The 24,154-nt window shown below is 35.1% G+C and carries 23 protein-coding genes, 1 tRNA gene and 2 pseudogenes; 8 read left to right on the top strand and 18 right to left on the bottom strand.

Features of this window, described 5'->3' with window-relative positions; all coding sequences use genetic code 11:
• The 8 genes from panB to V4D31_RS00925 all read right to left on the bottom strand — a co-directional run bounded on the left by panB (position 1) and on the right by V4D31_RS00925 (position 10,714).
• A complete protein-coding gene (gene panB, locus V4D31_RS00960; protein WP_353686376.1) occupies positions 1 to 795 on the bottom strand; it encodes a 3-methyl-2-oxobutanoate hydroxymethyltransferase in 795 nt (264 codons plus the stop codon).
• Positions 792 to 2,462: a single-stranded-DNA-specific exonuclease RecJ gene (gene recJ / locus V4D31_RS00955; RefSeq protein ID WP_353686375.1), complete on the bottom strand. Its 1,671-nt coding sequence runs from the start codon at positions 2,460 to 2,462 to the stop codon at positions 792 to 794. Before recJ ends, panB begins: the two co-directional genes overlap by 4 nt.
• A gap of 1 nt (position 2,463) precedes the next feature.
• The gene (gene secF / locus V4D31_RS00950) at positions 2,464 to 3,369 is read right to left on the bottom strand and encodes a protein translocase subunit SecF (protein WP_353686374.1); all 906 of its coding nucleotides are present in this window, start codon (positions 3,367 to 3,369) and stop codon (positions 2,464 to 2,466) included.
• A complete protein-coding gene (gene secD / locus V4D31_RS00945) occupies positions 3,366 to 4,988 on the bottom strand; it encodes a protein translocase subunit SecD (RefSeq protein WP_353686373.1) in 1,623 nt (540 codons plus the stop codon). The genes secF and secD overlap by 4 nt, the downstream gene beginning before the upstream one ends.
• A gap of 9 nt (positions 4,989 to 4,997) precedes the next feature.
• Entirely contained in the window at positions 4,998 to 5,348 is a 351-nt protein-coding gene (gene yajC, locus V4D31_RS00940; protein ID WP_353686372.1) for a preprotein translocase subunit YajC, read from the bottom strand.
• A gap of 292 nt (positions 5,349 to 5,640) precedes the next feature.
• Positions 5,641 to 8,409, bottom strand: coding sequence for an AAA domain-containing protein (locus V4D31_RS00935; protein WP_353686371.1), 2,769 nt, complete (start codon positions 8,407 to 8,409; stop codon positions 5,641 to 5,643).
• A 53-nt stretch (positions 8,410 to 8,462) separates the two neighbouring features.
• Positions 8,463 to 8,756 (bottom strand): hypothetical protein, encoded by a 294-nt coding sequence (locus V4D31_RS00930; protein WP_353686370.1) that lies wholly within the window; start codon positions 8,754 to 8,756, stop codon positions 8,463 to 8,465.
• Between the two features lie 11 nt (positions 8,757 to 8,767).
• A complete protein-coding gene (locus V4D31_RS00925) occupies positions 8,768 to 10,714 on the bottom strand; it encodes a tetratricopeptide repeat protein (protein WP_353686369.1) in 1,947 nt (648 codons plus the stop codon).
• Positions 10,715 to 10,958: 244 nt separating this feature from the next.
• On the opposite strand from V4D31_RS00925, the gene V4D31_RS00920 reads away from it, so the two are divergent.
• The 6 genes from V4D31_RS00920 to V4D31_RS00895 all read left to right on the top strand — a co-directional run bounded on the left by V4D31_RS00920 (position 10,959) and on the right by V4D31_RS00895 (position 13,635).
• Positions 10,959 to 11,099, top strand: a complete 141-nt coding sequence (locus V4D31_RS00920; protein ID WP_353686368.1) for a hypothetical protein — start codon at positions 10,959 to 10,961, stop codon at positions 11,097 to 11,099.
• Between the two features lie 66 nt (positions 11,100 to 11,165).
• Complete coding sequence (gene ubiE / locus V4D31_RS00915; RefSeq protein WP_353686367.1) at positions 11,166 to 11,852, top strand: bifunctional demethylmenaquinone methyltransferase/2-methoxy-6-polyprenyl-1,4-benzoquinol methylase UbiE; 687 nt, start codon at positions 11,166 to 11,168, stop codon at positions 11,850 to 11,852.
• A gap of 17 nt (positions 11,853 to 11,869) precedes the next feature.
• A complete protein-coding gene (locus V4D31_RS00910) occupies positions 11,870 to 12,127 on the top strand; it encodes a hypothetical protein (RefSeq protein ID WP_353686366.1) in 258 nt (85 codons plus the stop codon).
• Complete coding sequence (gene lgt / locus V4D31_RS00905) at positions 12,099 to 12,872, top strand: prolipoprotein diacylglyceryl transferase (RefSeq protein WP_353686365.1); 774 nt, start codon at positions 12,099 to 12,101, stop codon at positions 12,870 to 12,872. Before V4D31_RS00910 ends, lgt begins: the two co-directional genes overlap by 29 nt.
• Positions 12,869 to 13,303: a hypothetical protein gene (locus tag V4D31_RS00900; RefSeq protein WP_353686364.1), complete on the top strand. Its 435-nt coding sequence runs from the start codon at positions 12,869 to 12,871 to the stop codon at positions 13,301 to 13,303. Before lgt ends, V4D31_RS00900 begins: the two co-directional genes overlap by 4 nt.
• Positions 13,300 to 13,635, top strand: coding sequence for a hypothetical protein (locus V4D31_RS00895; RefSeq protein WP_353686363.1), 336 nt, complete (start codon positions 13,300 to 13,302; stop codon positions 13,633 to 13,635). The genes V4D31_RS00900 and V4D31_RS00895 overlap by 4 nt, the downstream gene beginning before the upstream one ends.
• On the opposite strand, the gene phoU is transcribed toward V4D31_RS00895, so the two are convergent.
• Entirely contained in the window at positions 13,621 to 14,325 is a 705-nt protein-coding gene (phoU, locus tag V4D31_RS00890) for a phosphate signaling complex protein PhoU (protein ID WP_353686362.1), read from the bottom strand. The two genes, V4D31_RS00895 and phoU, sit on opposite strands and share 15 nt — an antisense overlap.
• A gap of 200 nt (positions 14,326 to 14,525) precedes the next feature.
• On the opposite strand from phoU, the gene pstS reads away from it, so the two are divergent.
• Positions 14,526 to 15,530 carry a phosphate ABC transporter substrate-binding protein PstS gene (gene pstS, locus V4D31_RS00885; protein ID WP_353686361.1) on the top strand — a complete coding sequence of 335 codons (1,005 nt, stop codon included), beginning with the start codon at positions 14,526 to 14,528 and terminating at the stop codon, positions 15,528 to 15,530.
• 38 nt (positions 15,531 to 15,568) lie between these two features.
• Here pstS and aroD read toward each other — a convergent pair whose 3' ends face one another.
• The 5 genes and pseudogenes from aroD to V4D31_RS00860 form a co-directional block, all read right to left on the bottom strand.
• Positions 15,569 to 16,249, bottom strand: a complete 681-nt coding sequence (gene aroD, locus V4D31_RS00880; RefSeq protein WP_353686360.1) for a type I 3-dehydroquinate dehydratase — start codon at positions 16,247 to 16,249, stop codon at positions 15,569 to 15,571.
• A gap of 211 nt (positions 16,250 to 16,460) precedes the next feature.
• Positions 16,461 to 16,688 (bottom strand): annotated as a pseudogene (locus V4D31_RS00875) (sugar nucleotide-binding protein); the annotation flags it as partial.
• A 21-nt stretch (positions 16,689 to 16,709) separates the two neighbouring features.
• A complete protein-coding gene (locus V4D31_RS00870) occupies positions 16,710 to 16,871 on the bottom strand; it encodes a hypothetical protein (protein ID WP_353686359.1) in 162 nt (53 codons plus the stop codon).
• A 195-nt stretch (positions 16,872 to 17,066) separates the two neighbouring features.
• Complete coding sequence (locus tag V4D31_RS00865) at positions 17,067 to 17,843, bottom strand: RNA methyltransferase (protein ID WP_353686358.1); 777 nt, start codon at positions 17,841 to 17,843, stop codon at positions 17,067 to 17,069.
• Positions 17,840 to 19,360, bottom strand: coding sequence for an NAD(P)H-hydrate dehydratase (locus V4D31_RS00860; protein WP_353686357.1), 1,521 nt, complete (start codon positions 19,358 to 19,360; stop codon positions 17,840 to 17,842). Before V4D31_RS00860 ends, V4D31_RS00865 begins: the two co-directional genes overlap by 4 nt.
• 172 nt (positions 19,361 to 19,532) lie before the next feature.
• On the opposite strand from V4D31_RS00860, the gene V4D31_RS00855 reads away from it, so the two are divergent.
• Positions 19,533 to 19,614, top strand: a tRNA-Leu gene (locus tag V4D31_RS00855).
• A 3-nt stretch (positions 19,615 to 19,617) separates the two neighbouring features.
• Here V4D31_RS00855 and V4D31_RS00850 read toward each other — a convergent pair.
• The 4 genes and pseudogenes from V4D31_RS00850 to V4D31_RS00835 form a co-directional block, all read right to left on the bottom strand.
• The gene (locus V4D31_RS00850) at positions 19,618 to 22,149 is read right to left on the bottom strand and encodes a DUF499 domain-containing protein (RefSeq protein WP_353686356.1); all 2,532 of its coding nucleotides are present in this window, start codon (positions 22,147 to 22,149) and stop codon (positions 19,618 to 19,620) included.
• Positions 22,146 to 23,354: pseudogene (locus V4D31_RS00845) on the bottom strand (DNA methylase); the annotation flags it as partial. The gene V4D31_RS00850 and the pseudogene V4D31_RS00845, both read right to left, overlap by 4 nt.
• 158 nt (positions 23,355 to 23,512) lie before the next feature.
• Positions 23,513 to 23,761, bottom strand: a complete 249-nt coding sequence (locus V4D31_RS00840) for a HepT-like ribonuclease domain-containing protein (protein WP_353686355.1) — start codon at positions 23,759 to 23,761, stop codon at positions 23,513 to 23,515.
• Positions 23,758 to 24,120, bottom strand: coding sequence for a nucleotidyltransferase domain-containing protein (locus V4D31_RS00835; protein ID WP_353686354.1), 363 nt, complete (start codon positions 24,118 to 24,120; stop codon positions 23,758 to 23,760). The genes V4D31_RS00840 and V4D31_RS00835 overlap by 4 nt, the downstream gene beginning before the upstream one ends.
• Positions 24,121 to 24,154: the final 34 nt, after the last annotated feature.

The following is a 24,154-nucleotide window of genomic DNA, read 5'->3' as shown; positions in this document are numbered from 1 at the left end:
CTAAAAAGAATGTTCTTCGGCAGGGAACTCGCCTTTTTCAACTTCTTCTTTGTATTGTCTTATTGCTTTCAAAATTTCCTCTCTTAAATTCGCATATTTTTTTACAAATTTTGGTGTAAATTTTTCAAACAGTCCTAACAAGTCATGAATTACAAGAACCTGTCCATCACAATAAGGACCTGCTCCAATCCCTATTGTTGGAATTTCAAGGCTTTCAGTTATCTCCTGAGCAAGCTCCTTTGGAATTACTTCAAGAACTATTGCCACAGCACCCTTGTCCTGAAGTCTTAAAGCATCTTCTTTTATTCTTCTTGCTTGCTCTTCTGTTTTACCCTGAAGTCTGTATCCTCCCATTCTGAGCACTGCCTGAGGTGTAAGACCAAGATGTCCAATAACAGGAATCTCTGCTTCTGTAATAGCTTTTACCTGAAAAAGAATTTCCCTTCCACCTTCAAGTTTAACAGCCTGTGCACCAGCTTCCTTGATAAATCTTCCTGCGTTTCTTACTGCTTCTTCAACACTTACCTGATAAGACATAAAAGGCATGTCAGCCACAACCATTGCTCTTTTCGTTGATTTTACAACAATCTTTGTATGATACAGCATCTCTTCCATTGTTACAGGCAGGGTTGTATCATTTCCCTGAATAACCATTGAAAGAGAATCCCCCACAAGAATCATATCTATTCCCGCTTCATCAACAAGATGAGCAGTCATGTAGTCATAGGCTGTAAGCATGGTAATTTTCTGCTTTTGCTTTTTTTTATTTAATAAATCTGTTACTGTAAATCTCATTGTTGTGTCCTTCTAATTGCCTTAAGTTGAAGTTGAAGGCTTCTTACTCCCTCCCACTCATTTATCACTGGAGTGAATGCTGCATCAATAAGGCATCCCTCAAGTATTGGTTCTTTTGCCATGTCAAAACCTATTGCAGGAATATATTTCCCATTTTGCCTTAAAGACATTTTAAGATGATTACTGCCCACCTTTCTTAAATTTACCACAGTAAGCTCCTTTGCTCCAAATAGAGGTTCACGATTCCCCTCTCCAAAAGGTTCAAGAAGCTTTATCTCTTCTGTTACTTTTTCATTGACCTCTGATAGACTGACCTGAGCATCCAGCTGAAGCACATTTTGGGGTTCCATGTCCATGCTTCCTGCTAATTTGCAAAGCCTTTCTTTGAATTCATTAAGCTTTTCTTTATAAAGCATTACTCCTGCTGCCTGCTTGTGACCTCCAAAGCGTATAAGCAGGTCTTTACAACTGCCAAGCATTTTCTGTAAATCTACACCATTGGGAGCTCTTGCAGAACCCTTTGCTTTGTTTTCGTCTATTGCCATTATGAATACAGGTCTGTTAAATCTATCAAGAAGTTTGCTTGCCACTGTGCCAACAACTCCAATATGCCAGTCTCCCCATAAAACAATAACTGGTTCGTCATTAAACTCTGTTTCAAGCTTTTTTTCAATTTCTTCCATAATTTTTTCTTCTGTTTTCTGTCTTAAAGAATTCATCTGATTTATCCACTTGCCAATAGTTTCAATCTCTTCAAAATTCTCTGAAACGAAGAATTTCACCACATCTGCTGCATGATCAACTCTTCCAGGTGCGTTAATTTTCGGTATAAGACAATAGCTCATGTGAAATTTTTTAATGTTGCCAGAAACTGATGCAATATCTTTTAATGTCTTGATTGATACTCTACATGGATTTTCTATAAGCTGCCATCCTTGCTTTATTAATGCTCTGTTAACAGTATTAAGAGGAACCATATCAGCATAAGTTCCAAGTGTTACAAGGTCAAGATACTGCATGGCTTCTTCAGAATTTAAAGCCATAGCAAGCATGAAAGCAACTCCGACACCTGCCAGAGATGTATATGGTGAGTTTTCATCAACTTTAGGATTGATTATGATTAGAGCATCGGGAAGAACAAGCTTACCGTCTACTGTCAATGGTTCATGATGGTCTGTAATGATTGTCTGTATTCCTTGTTTTTTTGCGTATTGAACCATTTCAAAGTCTCTTATTCCACAATCAACAGTTATAATGAGCTTTGCCCCTACTTTTTTTGCCTCTTCAATACTTGTTTGAGTTAAACCATATCCATGATGAATTCTATGGGGAATATGATAAAAAACCTGAGCCTTCATCTTTTTCAAAATGTCATAAAGAATTGCAGTAGCTGTTAATCCATCAGCATCATAATCTCCATTTATAAAAATCCTTATGCCTGATTTTACAGCTTCCTTTATTATTCGTACAGTTTCATAAACTCCTGAAATACTGAAGGGATCAATTAAATCCATTGAAGGATTTAGGAAGGAGTAAATTTCATTTACATCTTTTAGACCCCTTGAAACAAGAACCTGTACCACAGGAATTGATATATTCAAAAACCTCGACAGATACTCAAGATATTCCTGATTTGTCTTAACAACCACCCATTCGCTGTATTGCATCTTATTTCTTTAACAGAGAATTTTTGCCAAGTAGTAGCACAATAGGGCTTGCTACAAATATGGAGGAATAGGTTCCAATAACTATTCCAATCATCATTGCAAGGGCAAAGTCGTGCAAGACTTCTCCTCCGAATAAAAATAAAGCAAATGATGAAATGAATGTTGTAAAAGATGTTATAATTGTTCTTGATAAAACTTCATTTATGCTTTTGTTCATCAATGCCTCAAGGGTCATTGTTCCTTTTGCCACTTTGCCAAGATTTTCACGAATTCTATCAAACACAACAACTGTGTCAGTGAGAGAGTATCCAGCTATTGTCAAAAGAGCACTTATAAAAATCAGATTTATTTCCTTATCAAGAATATAAAAGATTCCCAGTAAAGCCATAACATCATGAAAGGTTGCAAAAGTAGCACCGACTGCAAAATGGAATCTGAATCTTATTGCAATGTATAAAAGTATTCCCAATGTAGCAACAGCAATTGCCACAGTAGCATCCCTTTTCGTTCGTTCTCCAATTTTTGGACCAATTTCAGTTATTGATTCAACCACAGGCTCTTTATTGGAAAGGTTTTCTTTAATAGCATTTTCAACTGCCTCGTAGGCATTTTCTTTTTGTTTTTTCAGCTTTATGAGAATTTTCTTTTCTGTTGGAAGCTCCTGTATATCAGCATCTTTTATCCCTGCCTTATCAAGCGCTGCTCTTACCTCTGCAAGTGTTATAGGCTGAGAAAATTTCACCTGAAGACTTAATCCTCCAGCAAAATCAACACCAAGATTTGCCCTGCCAGCATGAATCTGAAAAATTGCAAAAATTCCAACAATTATCATTAAACAGGAAAGTCCGAGGGCAAAGTATTTTTTTCCTAAGAAATCAATGTTTGTTTTGCCAAGTATCTGGATCATATGCTCAGGCTCTTTCGCTCCTTTCCAATGTATATAAAGTCAAAAACTGTTTTTGTGCCTATTAAAGCAGTAAACAAGTTGATAGCCACTCCAAGTGAAAGAGTAACTGCAAATCCCTTTATAGGTCCTGAACCAAAATGGAAAAGAACTGCTGCTGTTATAAGAGTTGTTACATGGGAGTCAAAAATTGTCCAGAATGCTTTTTTATATCCTGATTCAATCGCTGCTTTTGGAGTTTTTCCGACTCTGAGTTCTTCTCTTATTCTTTCAAACATAAGAACATTAGAATCCACTGCCATTCCAATTGCAAGAGCAATTCCTGCAATTCCTGGAAGCGTAAGCGTTGCATTTAAAGCAGCCAGTGCTCCGATAAGAAGAATAATATTAAGTATCAAAGCAAAATCTGCAATTACACCACTTAGTCTATAGTAAAAAACCATAAACAGTGAAACAAACACTGCTGCAAAAATAACAGCCATTTTGCCAGCTTCAATAGAATCTCTACCAAGAGTTGGACCCACAGTAACATTTTGAATAAGCTTTACAGGTGCAGGTAGTGCACCTGCTCTGAGAACAATAGCAAGGTCTTTCGCTTCTTCCATAGAAAAATTTCCTGTAATCTGAGCATTTCCACCTTCAATTCTTTCCTGAATTACAGGAGCTGAATAGAGATTCCCATCAAGAATTATGGCAAGTCTGTGTTTTACATACTTTGCTGTAATCTCTTCAAAGATCTTTGCTCCTGCATCGTTGAAACGCAAAGATACATAAGGTTCGTTAAATCTTTGATCAATGCTTACATGGGCTTCAGCAAGAAGGTCTCCTGTAAGTAAAACATCTTTTTTTACAATATAGGGTCTTTTATAAACCTCTCCAGTTTCTTTATTTACAATTTTTTGAAAGACAAGTTCATCACCCTCTGGAAGTTTACTTTTCCATTTATTGAGAAAGCTTTCTTCCTCACCTGCTTTAATAAGTGAAGGAAGCTCTTTCCACAGAGGAGTTTCTTCATCAAGAAGCTTAAACTCAAGTTGAGCAGTTTTGCCAATAATTTCAAGAGCTTTTTTCGGATCCTTTACTCCGGGAAGCTGGACAACTATTTCATTTTCACCCTGACGGTGTATTATTGGTTCAGCAACTCCAAGCTGATCAACCCTGTTACGAATTACTTCTATTGCTTGTTCAACAGACGTTGTCTCTATTCTTTTGAATGCACTTTCTGGAAGTTCGCATAAAAGATTATTACCCTGAACGGAAATAGAAAGATCAGGATAGTTTTCTTTTACCAGCTTTTTCGCTTCATCGTTTACTGGCTGGATAATTATTTTTTCATCTGAGATTTTTACTGAAGCTTTTATCCCCTTTTTCTCAAGAAGGCTCTGAAGATGCATGCCTATTCTTTCAACTGTTATTTGTCTTGCCCTTTTAATGTCAACTTCAAAAACAAGATGAGAACCTCCTCTTAAGTCAAGCCCAAGAACGATTCCTTTGTGAGGCATATTTTTTTTCCACCACTGAGGCATGTAATCAAAAAGAGGAGTATTTGGCAAAAAGAAAATAAATGCTAAAACAACAGTTGCCAGTATTAGTGCAATTCTCAGATAAATGCCTTTTCTCATTCTTGTTTACTAATCCTCATCAGTTGAAGGTCTCAATGAAGCAACAGCCTGCTTTGAAAATTTAACTTTTACATTTTCTGCAATTTTTAAAACCACTGTATTAGGATTTACAGACTCAACAACTCCATATATTCCACCCACTGTGATTACCTTGTCGCCTCTTTTAAGATTTTCAAGCATCTGCCTGTGTTCTTTTGCTCTTTTCTGCTGAGGCCTGATAAGGAGAAAATAAAAAACAACAATGATTAAAACCAGGGGTAAAACGCTTAAAATAAGGCTCATAATGGGATCACCCTGTGCTGCACCTTGTGGTGTGGGGCCCATTGCATATGCCTCTGATATTAAATTTAAAAAGTTCATAATCCACCTCCAAAATTTTTAAATCTTTTTATAGTAGCAAGCTTAAGCAAAAAATCTCAAGTATTCGAATTGCCTCATTAAAAATCTATTTGAAATTTTCATTGCCTCATATAAAAATCTACTCAAAATGGAATATCTTAGTAATCGCTCATATGCTTGCTTTCTTCTAAACAGATTCCTTTTCGTACCCACAAGGGATGCAAGGACAACACGGTGTCAAGAAAAAGGTAAAAACTCCTTTTGAGAGAGTTCTTGATGTCTTCTGCCATGAGTGGATTCCTTATAATGCCTTTCACTTAAAAATATCTCCATTCACTACTATCCCTTCTTTTGAAATGTGATTCAAAAGCTCTTTTATAGGAGATTTTCTTATGCCATCATCAGGTATATGTTCTATAGCCTCTTTGTTGCCTACAACAATGAGATGTTTTCTTGCCCTTGAAACTGCTACATTCATCAGTCTTTTATCTGGTAGAAGTCTACTATTTTGAAATTCTTTCGCATTCCCGCAAACACAACTTAAAATAATGATATCTTTTTCCTCTCCTTGAAATGTATGGATTGTGCCAAGAGCTAACTCCTTAAAATCTTTCATTCTTTCTTTTAATTTCTCAATCTGCAATCTGAAAGGTGCTATAACCCCCACTTGCTCTAACTTTATTTCGTTACTAAGCTCCGAAATCAAATCAACAATTACTTTGATTTCTTCTTCGTTGTATTTGCTTTTGTTACCTCTTGATCTTCCCTTAACATCTATAAAAGCTAAGTGCTGTTTAAATAAATGGGATATTCTGGAATTTTTAATTTCCAGCTTCTCTGCCTCTGTTTTTATTTCTAAATCATATTTTATTAGCTTATCACAGAACTCTATTATTGGTCTGGCACATCTGAAATGTTCTTTTAATCTTATAAAGGAGGTTTTGTTGGTTATTGCTTCTATAACATCATATACGCTTTTATCACAGGACAAATATGGCTTGATATTCTGAGGAAGAGAAATATAGTCTTTCTTTGTCACAACAGGACCAAGTTGATTATTATCTCCAATAGCTACAAATTGTTTTCCTCTTATAAATAGTGAGAATGTATAACAAAAGAGGGTCTGAGCTGCTTCATCTACAATGACATAATCAATTAGGTCTACGGCTGGTTTACAAATTACAGGAGAACTAAGAGCTGTAGTAATGAGGACAGGAGCGTATTTGAAAATGTAGTCTTCCAATCCCCAAAGCTGCCCCTTATTTATTTTTATTTTATTAGAATCTATTTTGCTAATCCAATCTTTTATTTTGCTAATCCAATCTTTGTCATTTGCCAATTGCCAGTAATTTAATTCTTTTTTTCTTATGTAGTAAAATTTTCGGGCAAGTTCAAAAAGCTTATCTATATCCTCCTCATTTTCATTAATAAGAATTTTTACTTTTTCAGTAAGGTTTTTAAATTCTTTTTTAATCAAATTTAATTCACATAATTTATCCAGTAAATCTAATGTATCCTTTTCCCTATTGTAGATTTCTTTACAGGAGAGATATTTTCTATCTCTAAGTGATGGTAAACAAAGACCCTTTTCATCACAGAATTTTGCCAGATCTTCTTTGTATTTTTTGCCTATTAATAAGTTAATTGGAAATAAATTTAAATACCATTTATTGAGTCTTTCAATTAAATATTTCAATGTTTTGAGTTGTTCTCTAACAAAATCTTCCATTAATTGGGAATCTTTAAAATATTCTTTGTATTCATCATAAGAAATTTGTTTAATTTGATAATATTTATCTATAAAGTCTCTCAAAATGTTTACTTCGTTTGTGAGTGAGTTAATGTTTTCTTCAATTTTCTCATCCGGGATTTGTTTTACTTCATCAATAAATTCCTTTAACTCCTTAGCAAACTCTTTTATATAACTCTCGCTACCAAGTCTTGAATATCCACGAAGAATTTTGCCTGTTTTAAAATGACTTTTGTTTTTTTCATCAAACTCTTTTAATTTTTGATATACATTATCCACAGCCTTATTATTTGTACTTGTTATTACTACTTTTTTATTAGCTAACATCATATCAGCAGCAAAAGTAACGATCAACTGAGTTTTCCCTGTACCAGGAGGTCCCTCAATAAGAGATAGGAAATTGTTTATTATAGTGTTATATGCCTCTTGCTGGGAGCGAGTTAATTCATTCTCTAAAAAAGCATATCTGTATTGATTATTCCTATTGAATGTTTTAGTTTTATAGTCCCATAGTTGGCAAATCTTCTTTTCCATCTGCCTATCGCTTTTTATTTTGTTTTTTATCTTCTTCAAATCTGAACAAAGATTTTTTGTATAATACGAGTCTGGATAAATATAAATAAAGCCCAACTGCTCTTCATTCAGGTCTACAAGCTTCTCATTAGAGGTTGTTTTATCTTTATAAGTTGTTTCATAATCCTTGTTTTTTAAAATTAAGCGATCTTTGAGTTTTTTGAAGTTATTCAATAAAGTGAAGCCTACTGCACAGGAGGAGAGCGGTTCGGGAAGTGGTAATAAATGAATATGACTTAATCCTGCAAAGATTTCTAAAAAGGTTAAATAAAATTCAAAATCTTTAGTGTGATCTTCTCTCTGTGTTAGAATTTCTAATTCTTGAATTTTTTTATTTTGTGGGTCTATTTCTTTTAGTTTTTCAATGAATTTTTTGTTAATTTCTTCTGGACAAATAACCAGTTTCCCATCTTTCTTCAAGTCGAGATCATATTTTGATAAAGCACAATAAGCACTCTTTTCTTTATCTTTAAAAACAGGAAAGGCAAAGGCTAATTTGAAGCTTTTCTCTATTTCTGATTGAGTTTTTTCAATAAGTTCTTTAATTCTCGCAACTACTTCTTCATCTTTTATTATTTGAAATAAATCAAAATTGCGATAACCCTTTTGTTTGATACTCTTTACTATCTCAGCAATATAATTCTCACTCAAAAAAACTAAGTTTTCAGGGTCATCGGATATAATAAATTTGGTTTTCTCATGAGATAAAAAAGCTATGTAATAGTCAATTAAACTGACTGCCAGTTCTTGATTATTCATAATTTAATTTTAACACTGGAAGGAATGATGGATTTCTACGCGATATACTCTATTCACCGAGTAGTTATTATCACATGTCCATTTCTTAACCTGCCCCATTCTTTGCAATTTTCATATATGCCTTCATAGGTCGTTCCACCTTTAGTTCTCTTTATGGTTATCTTTTTTCTACCGCCATCAACACACTTCTGCCATTTACCATTATTCTTTGCTCTTTCAGGTGGACTGCCGAGGTCATTGACCATTTCCTGAATCTTGACATATGTATCATCCTCTGCAAAGGCAATGTTCGTTAAAGAAACAAGTAAAGAAGTGCTTAGCAAGCCATAAACTATTGTTTTTAACATATCCTTCCTCCTTATTTCTGTATTGATTTTTTCTCTTCTTCAAAAAAGACACCTGCTGAGGCAATATAACCCCATAGCCAGCTCCCATAACGAGAAAAGTATATCTTCTTGTTTTTTAACTCTAAGGTATCAGCTATTCTTTTCATAAGAACAGCACCAGCAAGAAGATTTTCCTGACTAAAAGTATCTTTTACAGCTTGTATCTGTTTTGTTGCCCACTTTCTTTTATCTTCGTCCTTTATCTTTGAAAGATCTGGATTTAGAAGCTTATCTGGAGCACTTTTAATCTCCCTGTAAAATTTCTCTATATCTGCCTGAGTGAGCTTTACAAAAGCATCCTGTTTTTCAGGATAAAGCAAGGTTACCATTGCCCATACTGTGCCACCAAGCATAAAAACTGGATTTCTATTTTTAAGGGCTGGCTTTCTCTGGCTTTCTTTCTGTAAAGCCTGTGCTACCTCTGTCTGACTCAGTTTTTCTGCTACAATAGGAAACTCTTTTTGAGTCCCTACATTTTTCTGTATCAGGTCTGTGAAAGAGACAGCGCCATAAGGTATCTCTACTGATACGGTTCTCGTATTTCCATCTGAGCCTTCAAGATAGCCAATCTTTGTATTGCCACTGCCTATGTCTATCACTATTGCTTTTGACCGATATTTATCAGGAACAGCGCCGATGATGTTGTAAAAAACCTCCTCTTCCTTGGTGATAAAGACAGTGCCCTTGCCTGTTAGTTCCTTTATCCTTTTTGATAACTCATCCCTGTTTTTTACATTTACAAGAGCACTGCTTCCTGCGATGAATATATTATTTTCATTAACTCCATATTTGTCTTTAATAGTGTTGAAAAGCTCTTTCACAGCCTCAGCAGTCTCTTTTATGGCATCTTCAGCAAAAAGCCCTGTTTCTTTGACCCCTGTAATAATCCCTGTGTTTATGCTTCTTCTAAATTTTTCCTCCACATTGTAAAAACCCTCTTCATCTGCTGGAGAAAGCTGAAGCACCATAGCCTTTACACCCTTTGAACCTATCTCTATCCCTCCATAGGCTGTTTTCTTTTTCTGTTCAAGTAAGGCAAGCGAAGATAATACCTCTAAAGCATCTCCTTCAGCTCCAATGGACTTAAAAATCTCATATGCCCTGTTTAGGTATTCCCTTGCAAGTTTTATGTCTCCCTTATCTCTGAAATACCAGCCAAAGCATTTTAACCCACCTCCTTCCCAGTATTTATCTCCAACCTTTTTAACCCTTTTGAGGCCCTCATCAAGGTAAAAGTATGCCTTTTCAAAATCTTTGATTTTTCTATAAGTATCCCCAAGGTTAAGCATCATCTTACCACTGCCGTGATAATCTCCATATCTCTCAGATATTTCAATCGCTTTCTTAAAGTATTCAATGGCTCTGTTATAATCCCCTTTATCCTCGTAGATAACTGCTATATTGTGGTATATAGCGGCTTTTTCTTTTTTATTTGTCTCTAATCTCAAGGATTCTTCGTAATATTCTAATGCCTTATCAAATTCCCCTTTTTTACGAAAAATCAATGCTATGTTATTAAGTTCAGCTGCCTCTCCTTTTCTGTCTCCCAGTTTTTTTGCTAAATCAAGGCTTTTGTTGTGATAGAAAAGGGCATTGTCTAAATCACCTTTGTCGAGATAATTACTTCCAAGCCAGCCGTAGATAGACATTAAATCATCATCTCTTGTTGTATAAGCCTCTGCCTTCTTAAGGCTCTCAATAGCAAGGTCTATCTGTCCAGTTTTAGAATAAGCCGCTCCCAAGCAAAAATAAGCACCCACGCTTCTTGGATAAAGTTTTACTGCCCTTTTACCTGATTCAATAGCCCTCTTATAATCGCCTGCATTGAAGTAGTTAAAACAATTTTTAATTTCCATCTGGGCATGGGATATGCCTGTTAAAAGTAAAAAAATGAAAAAAGATAAAAACACTTTTTTCATTTGCTTTCCTCCTGCTTTGTAATACTGATTTATAATACTAAATTGCCTCATTAAAAATCTATTTGAAATTTTCGTTGCCTCATATAAAAATCTACTCAAAATGGAATATCTTAATAATCGCTCATATGCTTGCTTTCTTCTAAACAGATTCCTTTTCGTACCCACAAGGGATGCAAGGACAACAAGGTGTCAAAAAAAGGTAAAAACTCCTTTTGAGAGAGTTCTTGAACAAGAGGATATAGCCATGGAAATAAAAGAGGAATTAAAGGAGATTTATGAAAAATTAAATCCTACAGAGTTAAGAAAAAGGATTTTACAGCTTCAAGACAAACTTTTTAAATTAGCAACTGCTGTAAGAGGGATAAAATTTTATATGAGGCAATGAAATCAATTTCGAATAGATTTTTATGTGAGGCAATACGGTATTGAAGAATATGCTATAATTCATTATATGAAAGAAACTCAACAGATTAAATCTATGTTTGACAGGATTGTGCGCAGATATGATTTTCTCAATCATCTGCTTTCCTTTGGACAAGACTTTTTCTGGAGAAAAAAAATGGCAGAACAAGCAATAAATGACAGTACACCAATTGTTTTAGACCTTGCCACAGGAACCGGAGATTCTGCCACAGCATTATTAAAAAGCGGGGCAAGAGTTGTCGGTGTTGATATAAGTTTTGAAATGTTAAGGGCTGGAAATAAAAAAATTAAAAAAAACATTAAAAATGCTATTTTTTCTCCAATTGTTGCCTCTGGCTATAAACTTCCTTTCAGAAATGAGTGCTTTGATGCTGTGACCTGTGCTTTTGGTATAAGAAATATGCATGACACAGAGTCTGCAATGAAGGAGATTTACAGAGTTATGAAAAAAGGGGGCAAAATTGTTATACTTGAGTTTTCCCTTCCAGAAGGATTTTTTAGAAACCTCTATCTTTTGTACTTAAAAAAAATTGTTCCATTTATTGCATCTTTTTTTTCAGTTCGTTCTGCTTATGAATATCTTGGCTCATCAATTGATGGATTTTATAAGCCCCATGAATTTATAAAACTTCTTGAAAATTGCGGCTTTAGTAATATAAAAACTATTTCATTAAGTTTCGGTTGCGTATACATCTATGTGGGAAAGAAAAATTAATTATGATAAAATAAATTATGTTTTCAGAGGAAAAGAAAGCGCTTAAAAAAATTACTGCCAGGCTCAAAAAAGCACTTGGACATGAGCTCATATCAGTTACAGCCTTTGGTTCAATGGTAAGGGGTGATTTCAATGAAGGAGCAAAAACAACTTTTTCCCTTCATTTTATTAAGCCAGGAATTCTATCTGCAGAAATGTTGAAAATTTTCAATCAGCTTCTTTTATTGAGAAAAGATAAACTAAACTATGATTCCCTATCCAAACATAAGTCCTGAAATTGTAAAAATAGGTCCTCTTTCAATCCGATGGTATGGACTGATGTATCTTATCGGTTTTATATGCTCCTATCTCATTGTAAGAAGGGAAATTAAAAAAAGAGGTTTCAGGGTTGAAAAGGACTTTCTTGAGAATCTATATTTTTACCTGATATTAGGGCTTCTTTTAGGTGCACGGCTTGGATATGTGATATTTTATAATCTTCACTACTACATTGAACATCCTCTCAATATTTTTGCAATCTGGCAAGGTGGAATGTCTTTTCATGGTGGAGTTATTGGTGTCATAGTTTCAGCATGGCTTTTTACAAGGGCGAAAAAGTTTGACTTTTTCACACTCACTGATATGCTCGTTCTTACTGCACCAATTGGGCTCGGACTTGGCAGAATCGGTAACTTCATTAATGGAGAACTCTTTGGAAGAATAACTGATGTTCCCTGGGCTATGATTTTCCCTGAAGGAGGACCTCTTCCAAGACATCCAAGTCAGCTTTATGAAGCTGCACTGGAGGGTGTTGTTCTTTTTGTAAGTCTCTGGTTTTTAAAGGATAAATTTAACCGCTCTGGTATTGTTTCATCGTTATTTTTAATTCTTTATGGAGTTTTTCGCTTTTTTGTAGAGTTTTTCCGAGAGCCAGACCCTCAGATTGGATACATTCTCGGCATATTCACAATGGGACAGGTTTTATGCAGTATTATGATATTAGCAGGTCTGGGTTTATTCCTTTACAGGGTTAGAAAATGATTGAGTTTACAGATGAGTTAATCAAAAAGCTCAATGAATTGAAAAAACAAACCTTTTTTGATTTGCTTGAACTTGCTGGCAGAGTCTTTATCATTGTTGATTATGATGAAAGCGTGGTAATAGGTAAAAGAGGATTTCTTCCTGAGGAAAAGGAAAGAGGCCTTGTTCTGGTCTTTAACAGTAGAATGAAATTCAGCTGGGAAAATGATGCAATTACTGCCACGCTTGTATTTGGTAGCACACCTGAGAAATGCTACATACCTGTAAATGCTATTGCTGTAGTTTTCTCCCCTGATCTGAGAGTTCAGCTTTCAGTGCCTGTAGTGAGAAAAATCAACAAAGAAGAACAAATAAAAGAGTCTTCTAAGCAGAGCGACATGCAAGATAAAGGAAAAGTTGTAGATATTACAAAATTGAGGAAGAAAAAATGAGCACAGAAAAATATCTGAAAGAGCTTTTAATTCAGCAACTTAAACAAAGGCTGGGCAGAATTCAACAGGAATTAGAGCCGGTAACAGAGACTCCACCAGATTTAAAAATTATAAGCTATGGAATGGTTATCGGATATATTGATATCATCACAGAAAAAGAAATAAGTGCTGATAGAATAGCTAAATGGAAGGAATTGCTTTCAAAGGGGAACAAAATGATTATTATTGTTCCAAAGGAAGAAAAGCTAAAAATAACAGAGACTCTATGGAAAGAAGGGCTCGCTGAGAAAGTAAGCATCGGCATATATGAAATAAATCTATTTCTGCCTTGACATGAAGTCTTCCAGACAAAGTTTGTGAATTTCCTCTGTAACAAAACTTCCTCTTATCATTTTGCCCTCCACCATGTAAATAACCATCTCAGCTATATTTGTGGCATGGTCTGCAATTCTTTCAAGGTATTTAGCAATAAACATTCTTTTTAAAGCGAGAGAAATAATATCTGGATTTTTAATCATAAGACCAATTAATTCATTATGATTTGTTTTTAAAAGCTCATCAACCTGATCATCTCTTTTTATCACATCATAGCACAAATCTACATCTTCCTTAACAAAGGCATTTATTGCATCCTCAACCATGCTTTCTGCAATTTCAGCCATTTTTGGAATATTTACAAAAGGTTTTAAAAAAGGCTCCTGTGCGAGCTCTATTGCTCTTTCAGCTATGTTGACTGCAAAATCTCCCATTCGCTCAAGATCTGTGATTATTTTCATAGCAGTGGTGATAAATCTTAAATCCTTTGCCATTGGTTGTCTCAATGCAATAAGCTTTATGCAATCTTCATTTATCTCAACTTCAAGTCCATTAATTAGATTGTCCCTTGAAATAACCTGTTTTGCAAGGTCAATCTCTCTATCAATCAATGCCTTAACCGATTTTCTAATTCCTTCCTCAACAAGGCAACCAAGTATAAGTATTTTTTCCTTCAATTTTCTTAACTCATTATCCAAAATTCCCATCTATACCTCCTTATGGTAGTAACTTAAAGCATTTTAACAATTTTTGCCCCTTAAATGGTAGGTATTTAACAAAAATTTAATATTGCTGTAACTTTGTTTTAACATAACCTGTGATATTATCTAAATAAGGCAACTGAGAATGCCCGGAATGGCAAAAAAAGGACATTGTCCTGAAAAAATCCTGAAAAGGAGGTATTTCTATGAGGTATTTATTTTTTGTTTGTGCTGTTGTGTTGATGTTTACTGTCACGCTCGCGCATTCTGCTGAGATGATCAATGGAGCAGGAGCTACTTTCCCTTATCCACTTTATTCAAGCTGGGCAGCAGATTATCACAAAGTAACAGGAATTAAAATTAACTATCAGTCAATTGGCTCTGGTGGAGGAATCAGACAGATTACAGAGAGAACAGTGCATTTCGGTGCCTCTGATATGGCACTTAAACCTGAGGAGCTTGAAAAATCTAAACTTCTTCAATTTCCTGCTGTAATCGGTGGTGTTGTTCCTATTGTTAATATGCCGGAAATTCCGTCTAACACATTGGTTCTTGATGGAACCACCATGTGTGAAATATTTCTTGGTGAGATTAAGCAATGGAATGATCCAAAAATTAAAGCCCTCAATCCAAATCTAAATCTTCCAGCAAAACCAATCACAGTGGTTCATCGCTCTGATGGTTCTGGAACAACTGCCATATTCACACACTATCTAAGTGAAGTATGTAAAAAATGGGAAAACTCTGTCGGCTACGGAACTTCTGTAAACTGGAAAACAGGACTTGGGGGTAAAGGTAATGAAGGAGTTGCTAACTATGTGAAAAGAACTCCTTATTCCATTGGATATGTAGAGTTTGCATATGCAAAACAAAATAAACTTTCTACAGTAAAACTTAAAAATAAAGCAGGACAGGTCGTTGCTCCTGTTTTTGAAAGCTTTGCTGAAGCTGCAGCTACCGCAGATCTTAATCCAGAAAAACATTTTTATACTTGGATAACAAATGCACCTGGTAAAAAAGCCTGGCCCATAACTGGAGCAACCTATATTCTTCTTGCAAGAGAAAAAACAGATGTAAATAAGTCCGTCATAAAATTCTTTGATTGGGCTTTCCAAAATGGTGATAGCACTGCTAAAAAACTTGATTATGTTCCTTTACCTAAGTCTGTTAAAGACAATATAAGAGCATACTGGAAAACATATATAAAGTAAACTTAGCATTTCTTAAGCCCGAAGAGAATTTCTTCGGGCTATCTTTTTTTATCTGTTAAGCCAATTTTCTTGAAAATATTTATCATATCCTGTAAAGCAATCTGCCCAGGAGCAGAGGATAAGTTTAAGCTCGCATAAGTAATCAATGAGCCAAAAAATGGGAATAATATACGAGTAATCTTTCCATTTTCACCCATCCCTATAACAATCACTTTGTCATTTTTATGCCTTAATAAAAAAAATGTGAGTGTTTCTACATCCTCTTTTGTATTAATCATCGTTGCAATTTTTATAATGTCTCCATTAAGTTTTTTTCCTATTTCAAAAATCCCCTCAAGTTCATGCTCTGAAGGAGTTAAATCAAATCTATGATATGAAAGAATCAATTTTATATTATTCTGTTTGCTTAGTTGCCTTAAAGCTTTTGCTTCCTCAGCAAAAATTTCTATATCAAAAAAATCACAGTATGGAATAACCTTTTCGTAAATATTTAATCTATTATCAAATTTCTTTTTACCGCCTTCCTCTGGAGCTCTTACAGTGCAAAGTAATGGTACCCCAAATTTTTCTTTTGCAATGGCAAAAATCTCTTCAACTCTGTCAATGTTTTCAAACATATCAACTCTAAGCTCAATCAGGTCTACCTCTTTCAATAAATTTTTATTTAGAGATAAAACATCTCGGTCATTCAATACAACTGCTATAGCTGGAGTTTTCATATCCATATTGAAACTTTAAACATTTAATACAAAAAAATTCAATTGCATACACTACAACACCACCCAGTTCGGAAGAAGCCTGTAGGTAGCTCTAATAACCTGAGTAGCATACAATCTACTGTGCTAAGGCAAACAGGGCTTAAAAATAATCGCTTCTCAACTCTGCCTAACAATGATGGAATGTAAAAGCTCTTTTAACTCTTCTGTCCATGTAACGGGAAGCATAGCCATTGTTTACAAGATGATAAAGCCCTACAAGGCCAGCATTAATCACCTTTAGCGTCACCTCAACAATTGTCCTCTTAGATGTAGGAACAGAAAACTCATCAATTGCAATCTTCAAATGCTCCTGATTCTGAGCCCACTTTTCAAGTTTATAAAGAAAATTCTGATTACCTTCTCCATATACCCAGCTTGTTCTAAAGATAAGATATTCTTCACAAACCTTTGTCTTATTTGATTAACAATCTTTTTTTATAATACTGGTTTTAGTATCATCAATTCTTTTGTTGGTCTCGTCAATACGTTTGTTCGTTTCATAAATCATTTTTCTGAGTTCTTTAATTTCGTTTTCCATGCTGTTTTGTCTTGCAATAAGAGATTCTAAAGCCGCATAATTCACCTGTAACAAATACTCTGAATTCTGAATTCCTAGACCTTTCTGAGTAATTGTAGGATTTTCAAGGATGTGCTCAATAATTCAAATTATTATTTAATCAGTTCAGGAAAAAGAGTCAGAGATTCCTTGCACCGTCGAGGTGCTCGGAATAAGAAAAAAATTACTTAACTGCTTGAAATCACATAAAAAAGTAAAAATTTAAAAAGCTTTAAATCGTTGACGAAGGACCTCATAAAGAAGCACAGTAGCAGCCATAGCAACATTAAGACTCTCTGTTTTCCCTTTATGAGGGATTCTACAGTTTATATGGCTTATTTTTCTTAGCTCCTCACTTACTCCATGAGATTCATTTCCAAAAGCAACTGCTATCGGCTGAGTATAATCCATATCAAAGCAAAGTAGTTTTGCCTTTAAGTCCGTTATTACAAGAGTAAGCCTGCACTGAGCAATGAATTCTTCAGTTTCCCTAACAGAGGCTTTTATCACAGGGATAAAAAATATGCTTCCAGCTGAAGCTCTTAAAACCTTGCCTGACAAAGGATTACACGTTCCAGGTATAATTAAAACAGCATCTGCACCAAGAGCCTCAGAAGCACGAATGATTGTTCCAAGATTTCCAGGATCTTGAACTTTGTCTACAATAGTGATAAGTGTCGGATTTTTAACTTCGTTGAGATTTTTCATTTTAAAGCTTGCCACTGAAAAAATACCCTGTGGCGTAACTGTATCAGAGATTTTCTTTGAGATCTCTTCCGAGATTCCCACAATTTCAAGTTCTTTGTCTTGGAAAAATTTTTCGCCATATTTCTCCATAAATTGCTTTGTAACAAGCACTTTTTCAATCCGAACAAAACAAGACTCTAAAGCTGACTCAATCAGATTTATTCCTTCAATAAAAATTTTTTCATTGGGTTGTTTTTTGATCCTTCTTATTTCTTTGATAAAAGGATTTTCAATGCTTTGAATCCATTTCATTTAGTTAGCTCAATAAATGCTTCAGGAATGCTTTCTATGATATCTCCTGCAATAAGTCCATGATAGCCCTTTGCTCTGGCAGCTATGTCTCCACTTAATCCGTGAAGATAAACACCAAGCACAGATGCATAAAAAGGAGCCAATCCTTGACCAATAAGTGAAGCAATTATGCCTGTAAGAACATCTCCAGAACCTCCTGTTGCCATCCCAGGATTTCCTGTTGTATTTAAATAAACCCAGCCCTGAGGCTCTGCAACCACTGTAGGCACTCCCTTTAAAACAAGCACAACATTTAATTGTTTCGCTACCTTTTGAGCAATATCAATTCTTTGTTTTTCAATTTCCTTTACTGAAATATTTATGAGCCTGCTTAACTCACCTGGATGAGGTGTAAGAACAATCTGAGAAGTAGCTTTTTCCAAAATATTTATAATTCTTCCAAGAACTGTAATTCCGTCAGCATCAATCACTATGGGACAGGGACATTGTTCAATAAGAGCTTTTAAAATAACTTCAATATCCTCATTTACTCCTACTCCAGGACCAAAAGCAACAACATTTGCCCTTTCGTTTATAAAATCAAGAATTTCAGGTAAAGCCTGCTTTGAAAGAGTATTTGTTGTGCATGCAAGTGGAAGAAGCATTTCTTCAAGAACCTTACTTTGAAAAACAACCTTGAGTGCTGCAGGAACTGCCATTGTTACAAGGCCAGAACCTGTCCTTAATGCTGCCTTTGATGTCATTAAAGCTGCTCCTGTTTTCCCTGTAGAGCCTGCAATTACAAGAACATGCCCGTATTTTGTTTTATGGGAATACTTTGGTCTTGGAGGAATAAGTAAGCGAGCAAAAGAGGGTTCAATTGTACAAATCTTTAAATTTTCAGATTCTGTTAATTCCTGTGGAAAGCCTATATCTTCAACAAATAACTCACCTGTGCAGCCTCTGCCAGGAAAAAGGAGATGCCCTCTTTTTGGAAGCCCGAATGTTAGTGTTGTGTTTGCTTTTAAAGCAACTCCAAGAACTTCTCCTGTATCTGAAGATACTCCTGATGGAATATCAACAGCCACAATAAATTTTTGAAAAGAATTAAGTTTTTCAATAAATTGAGCAAGTTCACCTTCAATTGCTCTTTTAAGTCCTGTGCCAAATATTGCATCTATAACAACATCTGCACTGAGTATTTCATCATCTTTCGGATAACCTTCAACTACTGGCACTCCAAATTTTTTTGCTATATCAAGCTGGGCTTTGCAATCCTTTGAGAGTTTATCTTCAGAAAAAAGCTGAAAAATTTTTATATTTTTAATTTTATTTTTGAGCAATCTTGCACAGGCAATACCATCACCTCCATTATTTCCAGGTCCTGCAAGAACAATTACATTTTCAGGATTAAATTTAAGAACATGCTTTGAAACAGTTAAAGCAGCTCTTTCCATTAAAACCATTGATGGAATACCATAATGCTCAATTGTTAATCTGTCAATTTCTGCCATTTCAAAAGATGTAACAACTTTCATAAATAAATTATAGCATATCAAATTCCTTTGCAATAAAATGGTTCAAGTGTTCAAAGTTGTTCAAGAATTCAAGGGCTTAAAACTTCTACTAAGAAGAGAAAATGAAGTTTCTATTGGCAATCTCAATTAAAATCTTGAAACAACTGTGAGATTCTTGCTATTATTATAAGTAGCCGAAGTGGTGGAACTGGTAGACACGCACGTTTGAGGGGCGTGTGGGGAAACCCGTGCGGGTTCGAGTCCCGCCTTCGGCATTATTATTCAAGTTCTTCTTTCTCCACTATTATCTCTGATTGTTGAAAAGCCTCTTTTATCTTTTCCTCATATTCTGATTTGGAAATCTGTCCTTCTAAAGCCTCAAGGCTTATCTTTATTGATACATGTTTGAATTTATCTTTAATATATCTGAGAGTTCGCGTAAAGTCTGAAAGCTTCCCTGACGGCACTCTTATTTCAAATCTCATATGAGAAAACAAATCAAGCTGAGAAGGCTTTTTATATCCAGGCTCGTAAGTTATTTCCTCATTTATTGTTTTTTCTACTTTTTCAGTTGTATCTGCTTTATATTTGTTTTCTATCTTTTCCTCACAAATTTCCTTTCTAACTAAAATCTCTCCATCGCAAAGTTCAACTTCGCAGTCCTCTTTAAAATAAGCACATACAGGATTTCCATTATTCAGTCTGCCCATTCCAAAAATACCTTCTCTTACTCCTTTTTTGATAGCTGTTTTAAGAACCTCATCAGATGGTATTCGCATCTCGCCTGGAACCTTAAGAAATGCCTCATATATTTTTTTTGTCTCAACATATTGCCCGCTCTTTAAATATTTATCAAGTAAAAATACTGGTGCAATATTTAATGCAAGCTCTTCATCCTGTCTTAATCTCTCATATACCTCTTTATCAATCGTTCTGCCAGATCCATAGGTACTGATCCCCATATCAATTTCCTTAAAACCTTCTCTTGAAGGCAAATAAACCTTTCTGTATAAATCCCTTAATGCACCTTTTAGTAATTCTTCGGACTTCTTTATTTTTTCCTTTATTTCTCTTTTCTCATTATCGGTAAGCCTTATGTTTTTGTCTTTTTCAATCAACTTCCATGCAAGCATTTTTTTTATTTCATTGTTAAATCTTATTATTTGACTGGAATCCTTAAGGAGAAATATAAGGGTATTTTTATAAATTCTCGGTCTTTCTCCATAGTTTTCAAATATATCATTCAATCCATTCTCTTTGTTAAGAATGATTAGTTTCAACGCTCGAGTATCTGGAATGTCTCTGGAATCTCCAGGCCATATATAGTTTTCAAGGCAATTTCCAAGATGTTCTTTAAGAAGTTCCTTTTCAGTGGAATTTATCTGTTCAGAATTGAGGGTTTCCATTTTATCATGGAGTATCTTATATAAATTCGGCGTATTTGTGAAGAAAAGTCCGTGATCAGAAAGATAAAAAAGATGCTCTTTAAGCTTTTCAACTGTCTCCACCACTATGCTGCTACTTACAGAGGTTTCCACTGAGGAAAGCTTTATTTCTCCTATTGTAGCACCTCTATCAGGACCTCCGGAAAAAGAATACATAAAAATTGTTGTTGCTACAGAAGTGCCAAAACAGTAAGGTAGATAACTATCACCCATGGCTCTATCTACTCTTTTTGCTCCTGAATTAGGCGATGTTATATCCTGGGCAATTACACTGTCATATTCTGAACCAATATGTTTAATGAGTTCTCTTCTAATTTCTTCATTAGAGAGATTAAAGTCTGCAACTCTGATATATGGTTTTTTTGAATTGATGAGTGAATGAACAACCATTGCAAGAAGTCTTAGCACTCCTCTTGTCCTCTGAAATGTTGGGAAAGAACCCCATCTTTTGTAAAGAACATCAATAACCTCTGGTTGAAAAGGGTAGCTCTTCAGGAATCTATCTCTGTAAAGGGACTTTTCCATGCCTTCAGGTAAAAGCCTTTCCTTTTCAGCATAATCCACAAATTCTTTAACAATCATTCTTGCTTTATCTTCTTCAATCCTTGAAAAAAGTCTTCTACGAATCACATCTGCCACTTCTTCATCACTTACAGGAGTGTAAATTTTTTCAACTCTTCCTGCAATTTGTTTTAAACTTTGAAGGAGTGCTTCTGAAGTCTCATCTGGATAAGGACAGCTTGCTGGAAGACTCATAAAAAGCGCTGTTTTATCGAGACTCTTTACAACATTTGTTAAATTTTGAATAAAAACCAGACTTTGTGTTGCAAGATTGCTGTCTCCAACCTTTTTTGCGAGCGCTGCAGTAAGATAAGAATGCAACTCATCCATTAAAATTAAAACAGGCTCATGCTCTTTCAAAAACTCCTTTAATTTTTCACCTCCGGGTGGCACCTCGCCTTTAAATCTATCAATCTTTCCACTTAACTGTTTTTCCATTTCTTCCCATATAGTACCTTCCTTTACTTCTGATTTGTCACCTGAAAAAACGAAAACCTTTGCTCCCCATTGCTTTGCTTTATGATAAAGATAAATCAATGTGTGAGTTTTGCCACCACCAAAGGGAGTTTGCAACTGTATTACCGAGTCTGAAGGAGCTCCTTTAAGTCTCTTTTCTGCCTCATTAAGAATCTGTTTTAACCCCTGTGTTTCATAAGTTCTTGAAAGAAATATATCTCTGTCTCTGTATTCTTCTGAAGCAGTTCCCTTTGCTACTTCCCAGAGATCAGCAGCATAGGTTTCCATTTTAAATTTACCTTCCTGTATGTCTCTATGGGGTATTGCTACAGTTGAAAATGGTTTCATTCAAACAACCTCCTCTGTTTTTTTATTTCAGTTATCAACCTCTCTTTGCCTGAGAGAAAACCATCAAGAAGTTTTTTCTCTTTGCTTTCAATAGATAGAGTTTCAGAGACTGCCTGGGCAACTCTGTAAAAAGTATCTTTGGCTCCAAAGCCGCTATCAGATAAAACCTTCTTCATTTTCTCTCCATTTCCTTCTTTCCATAATAAGAGCACATAATGAAGCACATCTATTAGTTCATTTGAATCTTCAAGTTCTGCCAAATCTCTTTCATGGGGTCCTAAAACCTTTATGAACTCTTTATCTTTTATTATAAATCCCTTGTTCCACTCTTTTGCTAAATCAATCCCTGTTGACTGGGCAAGTTTTCTTGCTTCATCAAACTCAACTTTTGCCTCACCATATGTCCATCGCCAGAGTAAATAAAATCTTGTAAGTGGAGAAAGTTCCCCAGCAATGCCATTGTGCAAAATTTGTCTAACTGCATAATCCGTTACTATTTCTCGGATAAATTCAAGGAGTTTATCAGCCCTTATGATATTTCCTTCATAATCCATAACCTTCTCATATTTGCCAAATATTTCAATTGCAGAACCTATACCCGCAATAAAGAAGCCTGCTCCAGAGACGCCTTCTTGCCATAATCTCTCAAGTTTTTGATAGATGTGTTTCTTTATCTCATCTTTTACTTTGTTATACCAGCCTATTTCTTGTCTTTTCATCTTGCGGCAAACAAAGTAGATTGAAGATGCAAGAGCAGCGGATTCCTGTGCCCTTAACCTTGATTTCATCTCCGTATCAATTGGCCATGATGCAGTTGGAACAAGTCCAGAATCCAAAAGCGAGTTTATCAATGTCTCCCAACCAGAGGTAGATTTATGGGTATAAACAATTGTTGCAATACCCTCTGGTTTTAACACTCTATAAATTTCCTGAAATGATTTTTTGAGCATATTTTCAAAGAATTTTTTCCCAGCCTCAAACCCACCTTCTTGATTTGAATAGGCAACAATCTCCTTGGATTTTGGAGTCAGCGGAGTTGAAAATAATTCTGGATACAAATCCCCAATCGAGCGCTTCAACCATACATAAAAGAAATCAGAAAGATAAGAGTAAGGCACATTATCATAATAAGGCGGGTCTGTGAATACTGCATCGAAGTAGTTGTCGGGATAGGGAAGAGAAGTGGCGGAGGATTGGGTTACTTGAGGTAGATACAATTTTTTCATTTACCCTCCTCTTTGGTTCTATCTACAAAAGGTCTTATTTTACATAGTAAATCTGGCATCTCCTGTAATTCGTCTTCTGAAATTCTTTGGTATTCGTGTGCAATAAGATTTCTCAAAAACACCAATCTTTTTACATCTTATAACTCATTTTTAGTAATAAATCCGCTCTCTTCAAGTAGTTCAAAAATTTCTCTGTATGATGACGGAAAACCAAGTTTATTCTTAGCAACTATATATTCCCCAATTTCTATAAGCGCATTCACAGCCTGAAAGCATTCCATAGCGAGTGTATTATAGACGAGATAATCTGAAATATTCTTATCTTTTAATCTTATTGCTCCCTCAAGGTGCTTCTCAAATCTTAGAATGTTCTCAGCAAGTTTCATTTTAATACCTCTGACCTCATAAATTCAAAAACTCTTGAATAATCAAGATAATTTTTAAGAATCCTCAATTTCAGATCTAAAAGATATTCCTCATCTTTTACATAGATTTCTTTACCATACTTAAAAACTTCATATTGTATATGTAAAGGCAATCTGTGGAACAAGACAACATCAAGTTTTTCAGAATAAAGACTACCTATTTCGGCTTCATCATTTTTTTCTGGGTCTTTAAGTATTATTGCTATGTCTATATCGGAAATAGGTTTTTCTTCACCTTTGGCATAGGATCCAAAAAGATATACTGCAATCAACTTGGGATAATTTTTGATTGTTTCAAGGATTTTATCAACTTCCTTCATTTTTCTTCCTCCACTGGCGGAATTTGGGAAAGAT

This window comes from Thermodesulfovibrio sp. 3462-1 (genome assembly GCF_040451425.1).
Lineage (GTDB): Bacteria > Nitrospirota > Thermodesulfovibrionia > Thermodesulfovibrionales > Thermodesulfovibrionaceae > Thermodesulfovibrio > Thermodesulfovibrio obliviosus.
This window is presented reverse-complemented; position numbering and strand designations above follow the sequence as displayed.

Bases quoted from the DNA above. Each gene is read 5' to 3' on its own strand.
- V4D31_RS00835 (WP_353686354.1), bottom strand. From the start codon at position 24,120: ATGAAGGAAGTTGATAAAATCCTTGAAACAATCAAAAATTATCCCAAG.
- V4D31_RS00860 (WP_353686357.1), bottom strand. From the start codon at position 19,360: ATGAAAGTTGTTACATCTTTTGAAATGGCAGAAATTGACAGATTAACA.
- V4D31_RS00850 (WP_353686356.1), bottom strand. From the start codon at position 22,149: ATGAAACCATTTTCAACTGTAGCAATACCCCATAGAGACATACAGGAA.
- V4D31_RS00895 (WP_353686363.1), top strand. From the start codon at position 13,300: ATGAGCACAGAAAAATATCTGAAAGAGCTTTTAATTCAGCAACTTAAA.
- secF (WP_353686374.1), bottom strand. From the start codon at position 3,369: ATGATCCAGATACTTGGCAAAACAAACATTGATTTCTTAGGAAAAAAA.
- V4D31_RS00930 (WP_353686370.1), bottom strand. From the start codon at position 8,756: ATGTTAAAAACAATAGTTTATGGCTTGCTAAGCACTTCTTTACTTGTT.
- V4D31_RS00900 (WP_353686364.1), top strand. From the start codon at position 12,869: ATGATTGAGTTTACAGATGAGTTAATCAAAAAGCTCAATGAATTGAAA.
- ubiE (WP_353686367.1), top strand. From the start codon at position 11,166: ATGAAAGAAACTCAACAGATTAAATCTATGTTTGACAGGATTGTGCGC.
- V4D31_RS00910 (WP_353686366.1), top strand. From the start codon at position 11,870: ATGTTTTCAGAGGAAAAGAAAGCGCTTAAAAAAATTACTGCCAGGCTC.
- V4D31_RS00925 (WP_353686369.1), bottom strand. From the start codon at position 10,714: ATGAAAAAAGTGTTTTTATCTTTTTTCATTTTTTTACTTTTAACAGGC.
- yajC (WP_353686372.1), bottom strand. From the start codon at position 5,348: ATGAACTTTTTAAATTTAATATCAGAGGCATATGCAATGGGCCCCACA.
- secD (WP_353686373.1), bottom strand. From the start codon at position 4,988: ATGAGAAAAGGCATTTATCTGAGAATTGCACTAATACTGGCAACTGTT.
- V4D31_RS00865 (WP_353686358.1), bottom strand. From the start codon at position 17,843: ATGAAATGGATTCAAAGCATTGAAAATCCTTTTATCAAAGAAATAAGA.
- aroD (WP_353686360.1), bottom strand. From the start codon at position 16,249: ATGAAAACTCCAGCTATAGCAGTTGTATTGAATGACCGAGATGTTTTA.
- recJ (WP_353686375.1), bottom strand. From the start codon at position 2,462: ATGCAATACAGCGAATGGGTGGTTGTTAAGACAAATCAGGAATATCTT.
- V4D31_RS00935 (WP_353686371.1), bottom strand. From the start codon at position 8,409: ATGAATAATCAAGAACTGGCAGTCAGTTTAATTGACTATTACATAGCT.
- V4D31_RS00840 (WP_353686355.1), bottom strand. From the start codon at position 23,761: ATGAAACTTGCTGAGAACATTCTAAGATTTGAGAAGCACCTTGAGGGA.
- phoU (WP_353686362.1), bottom strand. From the start codon at position 14,325: ATGGGAATTTTGGATAATGAGTTAAGAAAATTGAAGGAAAAAATACTT.
- pstS (WP_353686361.1), top strand. From the start codon at position 14,526: ATGAGGTATTTATTTTTTGTTTGTGCTGTTGTGTTGATGTTTACTGTC.
- panB (WP_353686376.1), bottom strand. From the start codon at position 795: ATGAGATTTACAGTAACAGATTTATTAAATAAAAAAAAGCAAAAGCAG.
- lgt (WP_353686365.1), top strand. From the start codon at position 12,099: ATGATTCCCTATCCAAACATAAGTCCTGAAATTGTAAAAATAGGTCCT.
- V4D31_RS00920 (WP_353686368.1), top strand. From the start codon at position 10,959: ATGGAAATAAAAGAGGAATTAAAGGAGATTTATGAAAAATTAAATCCT.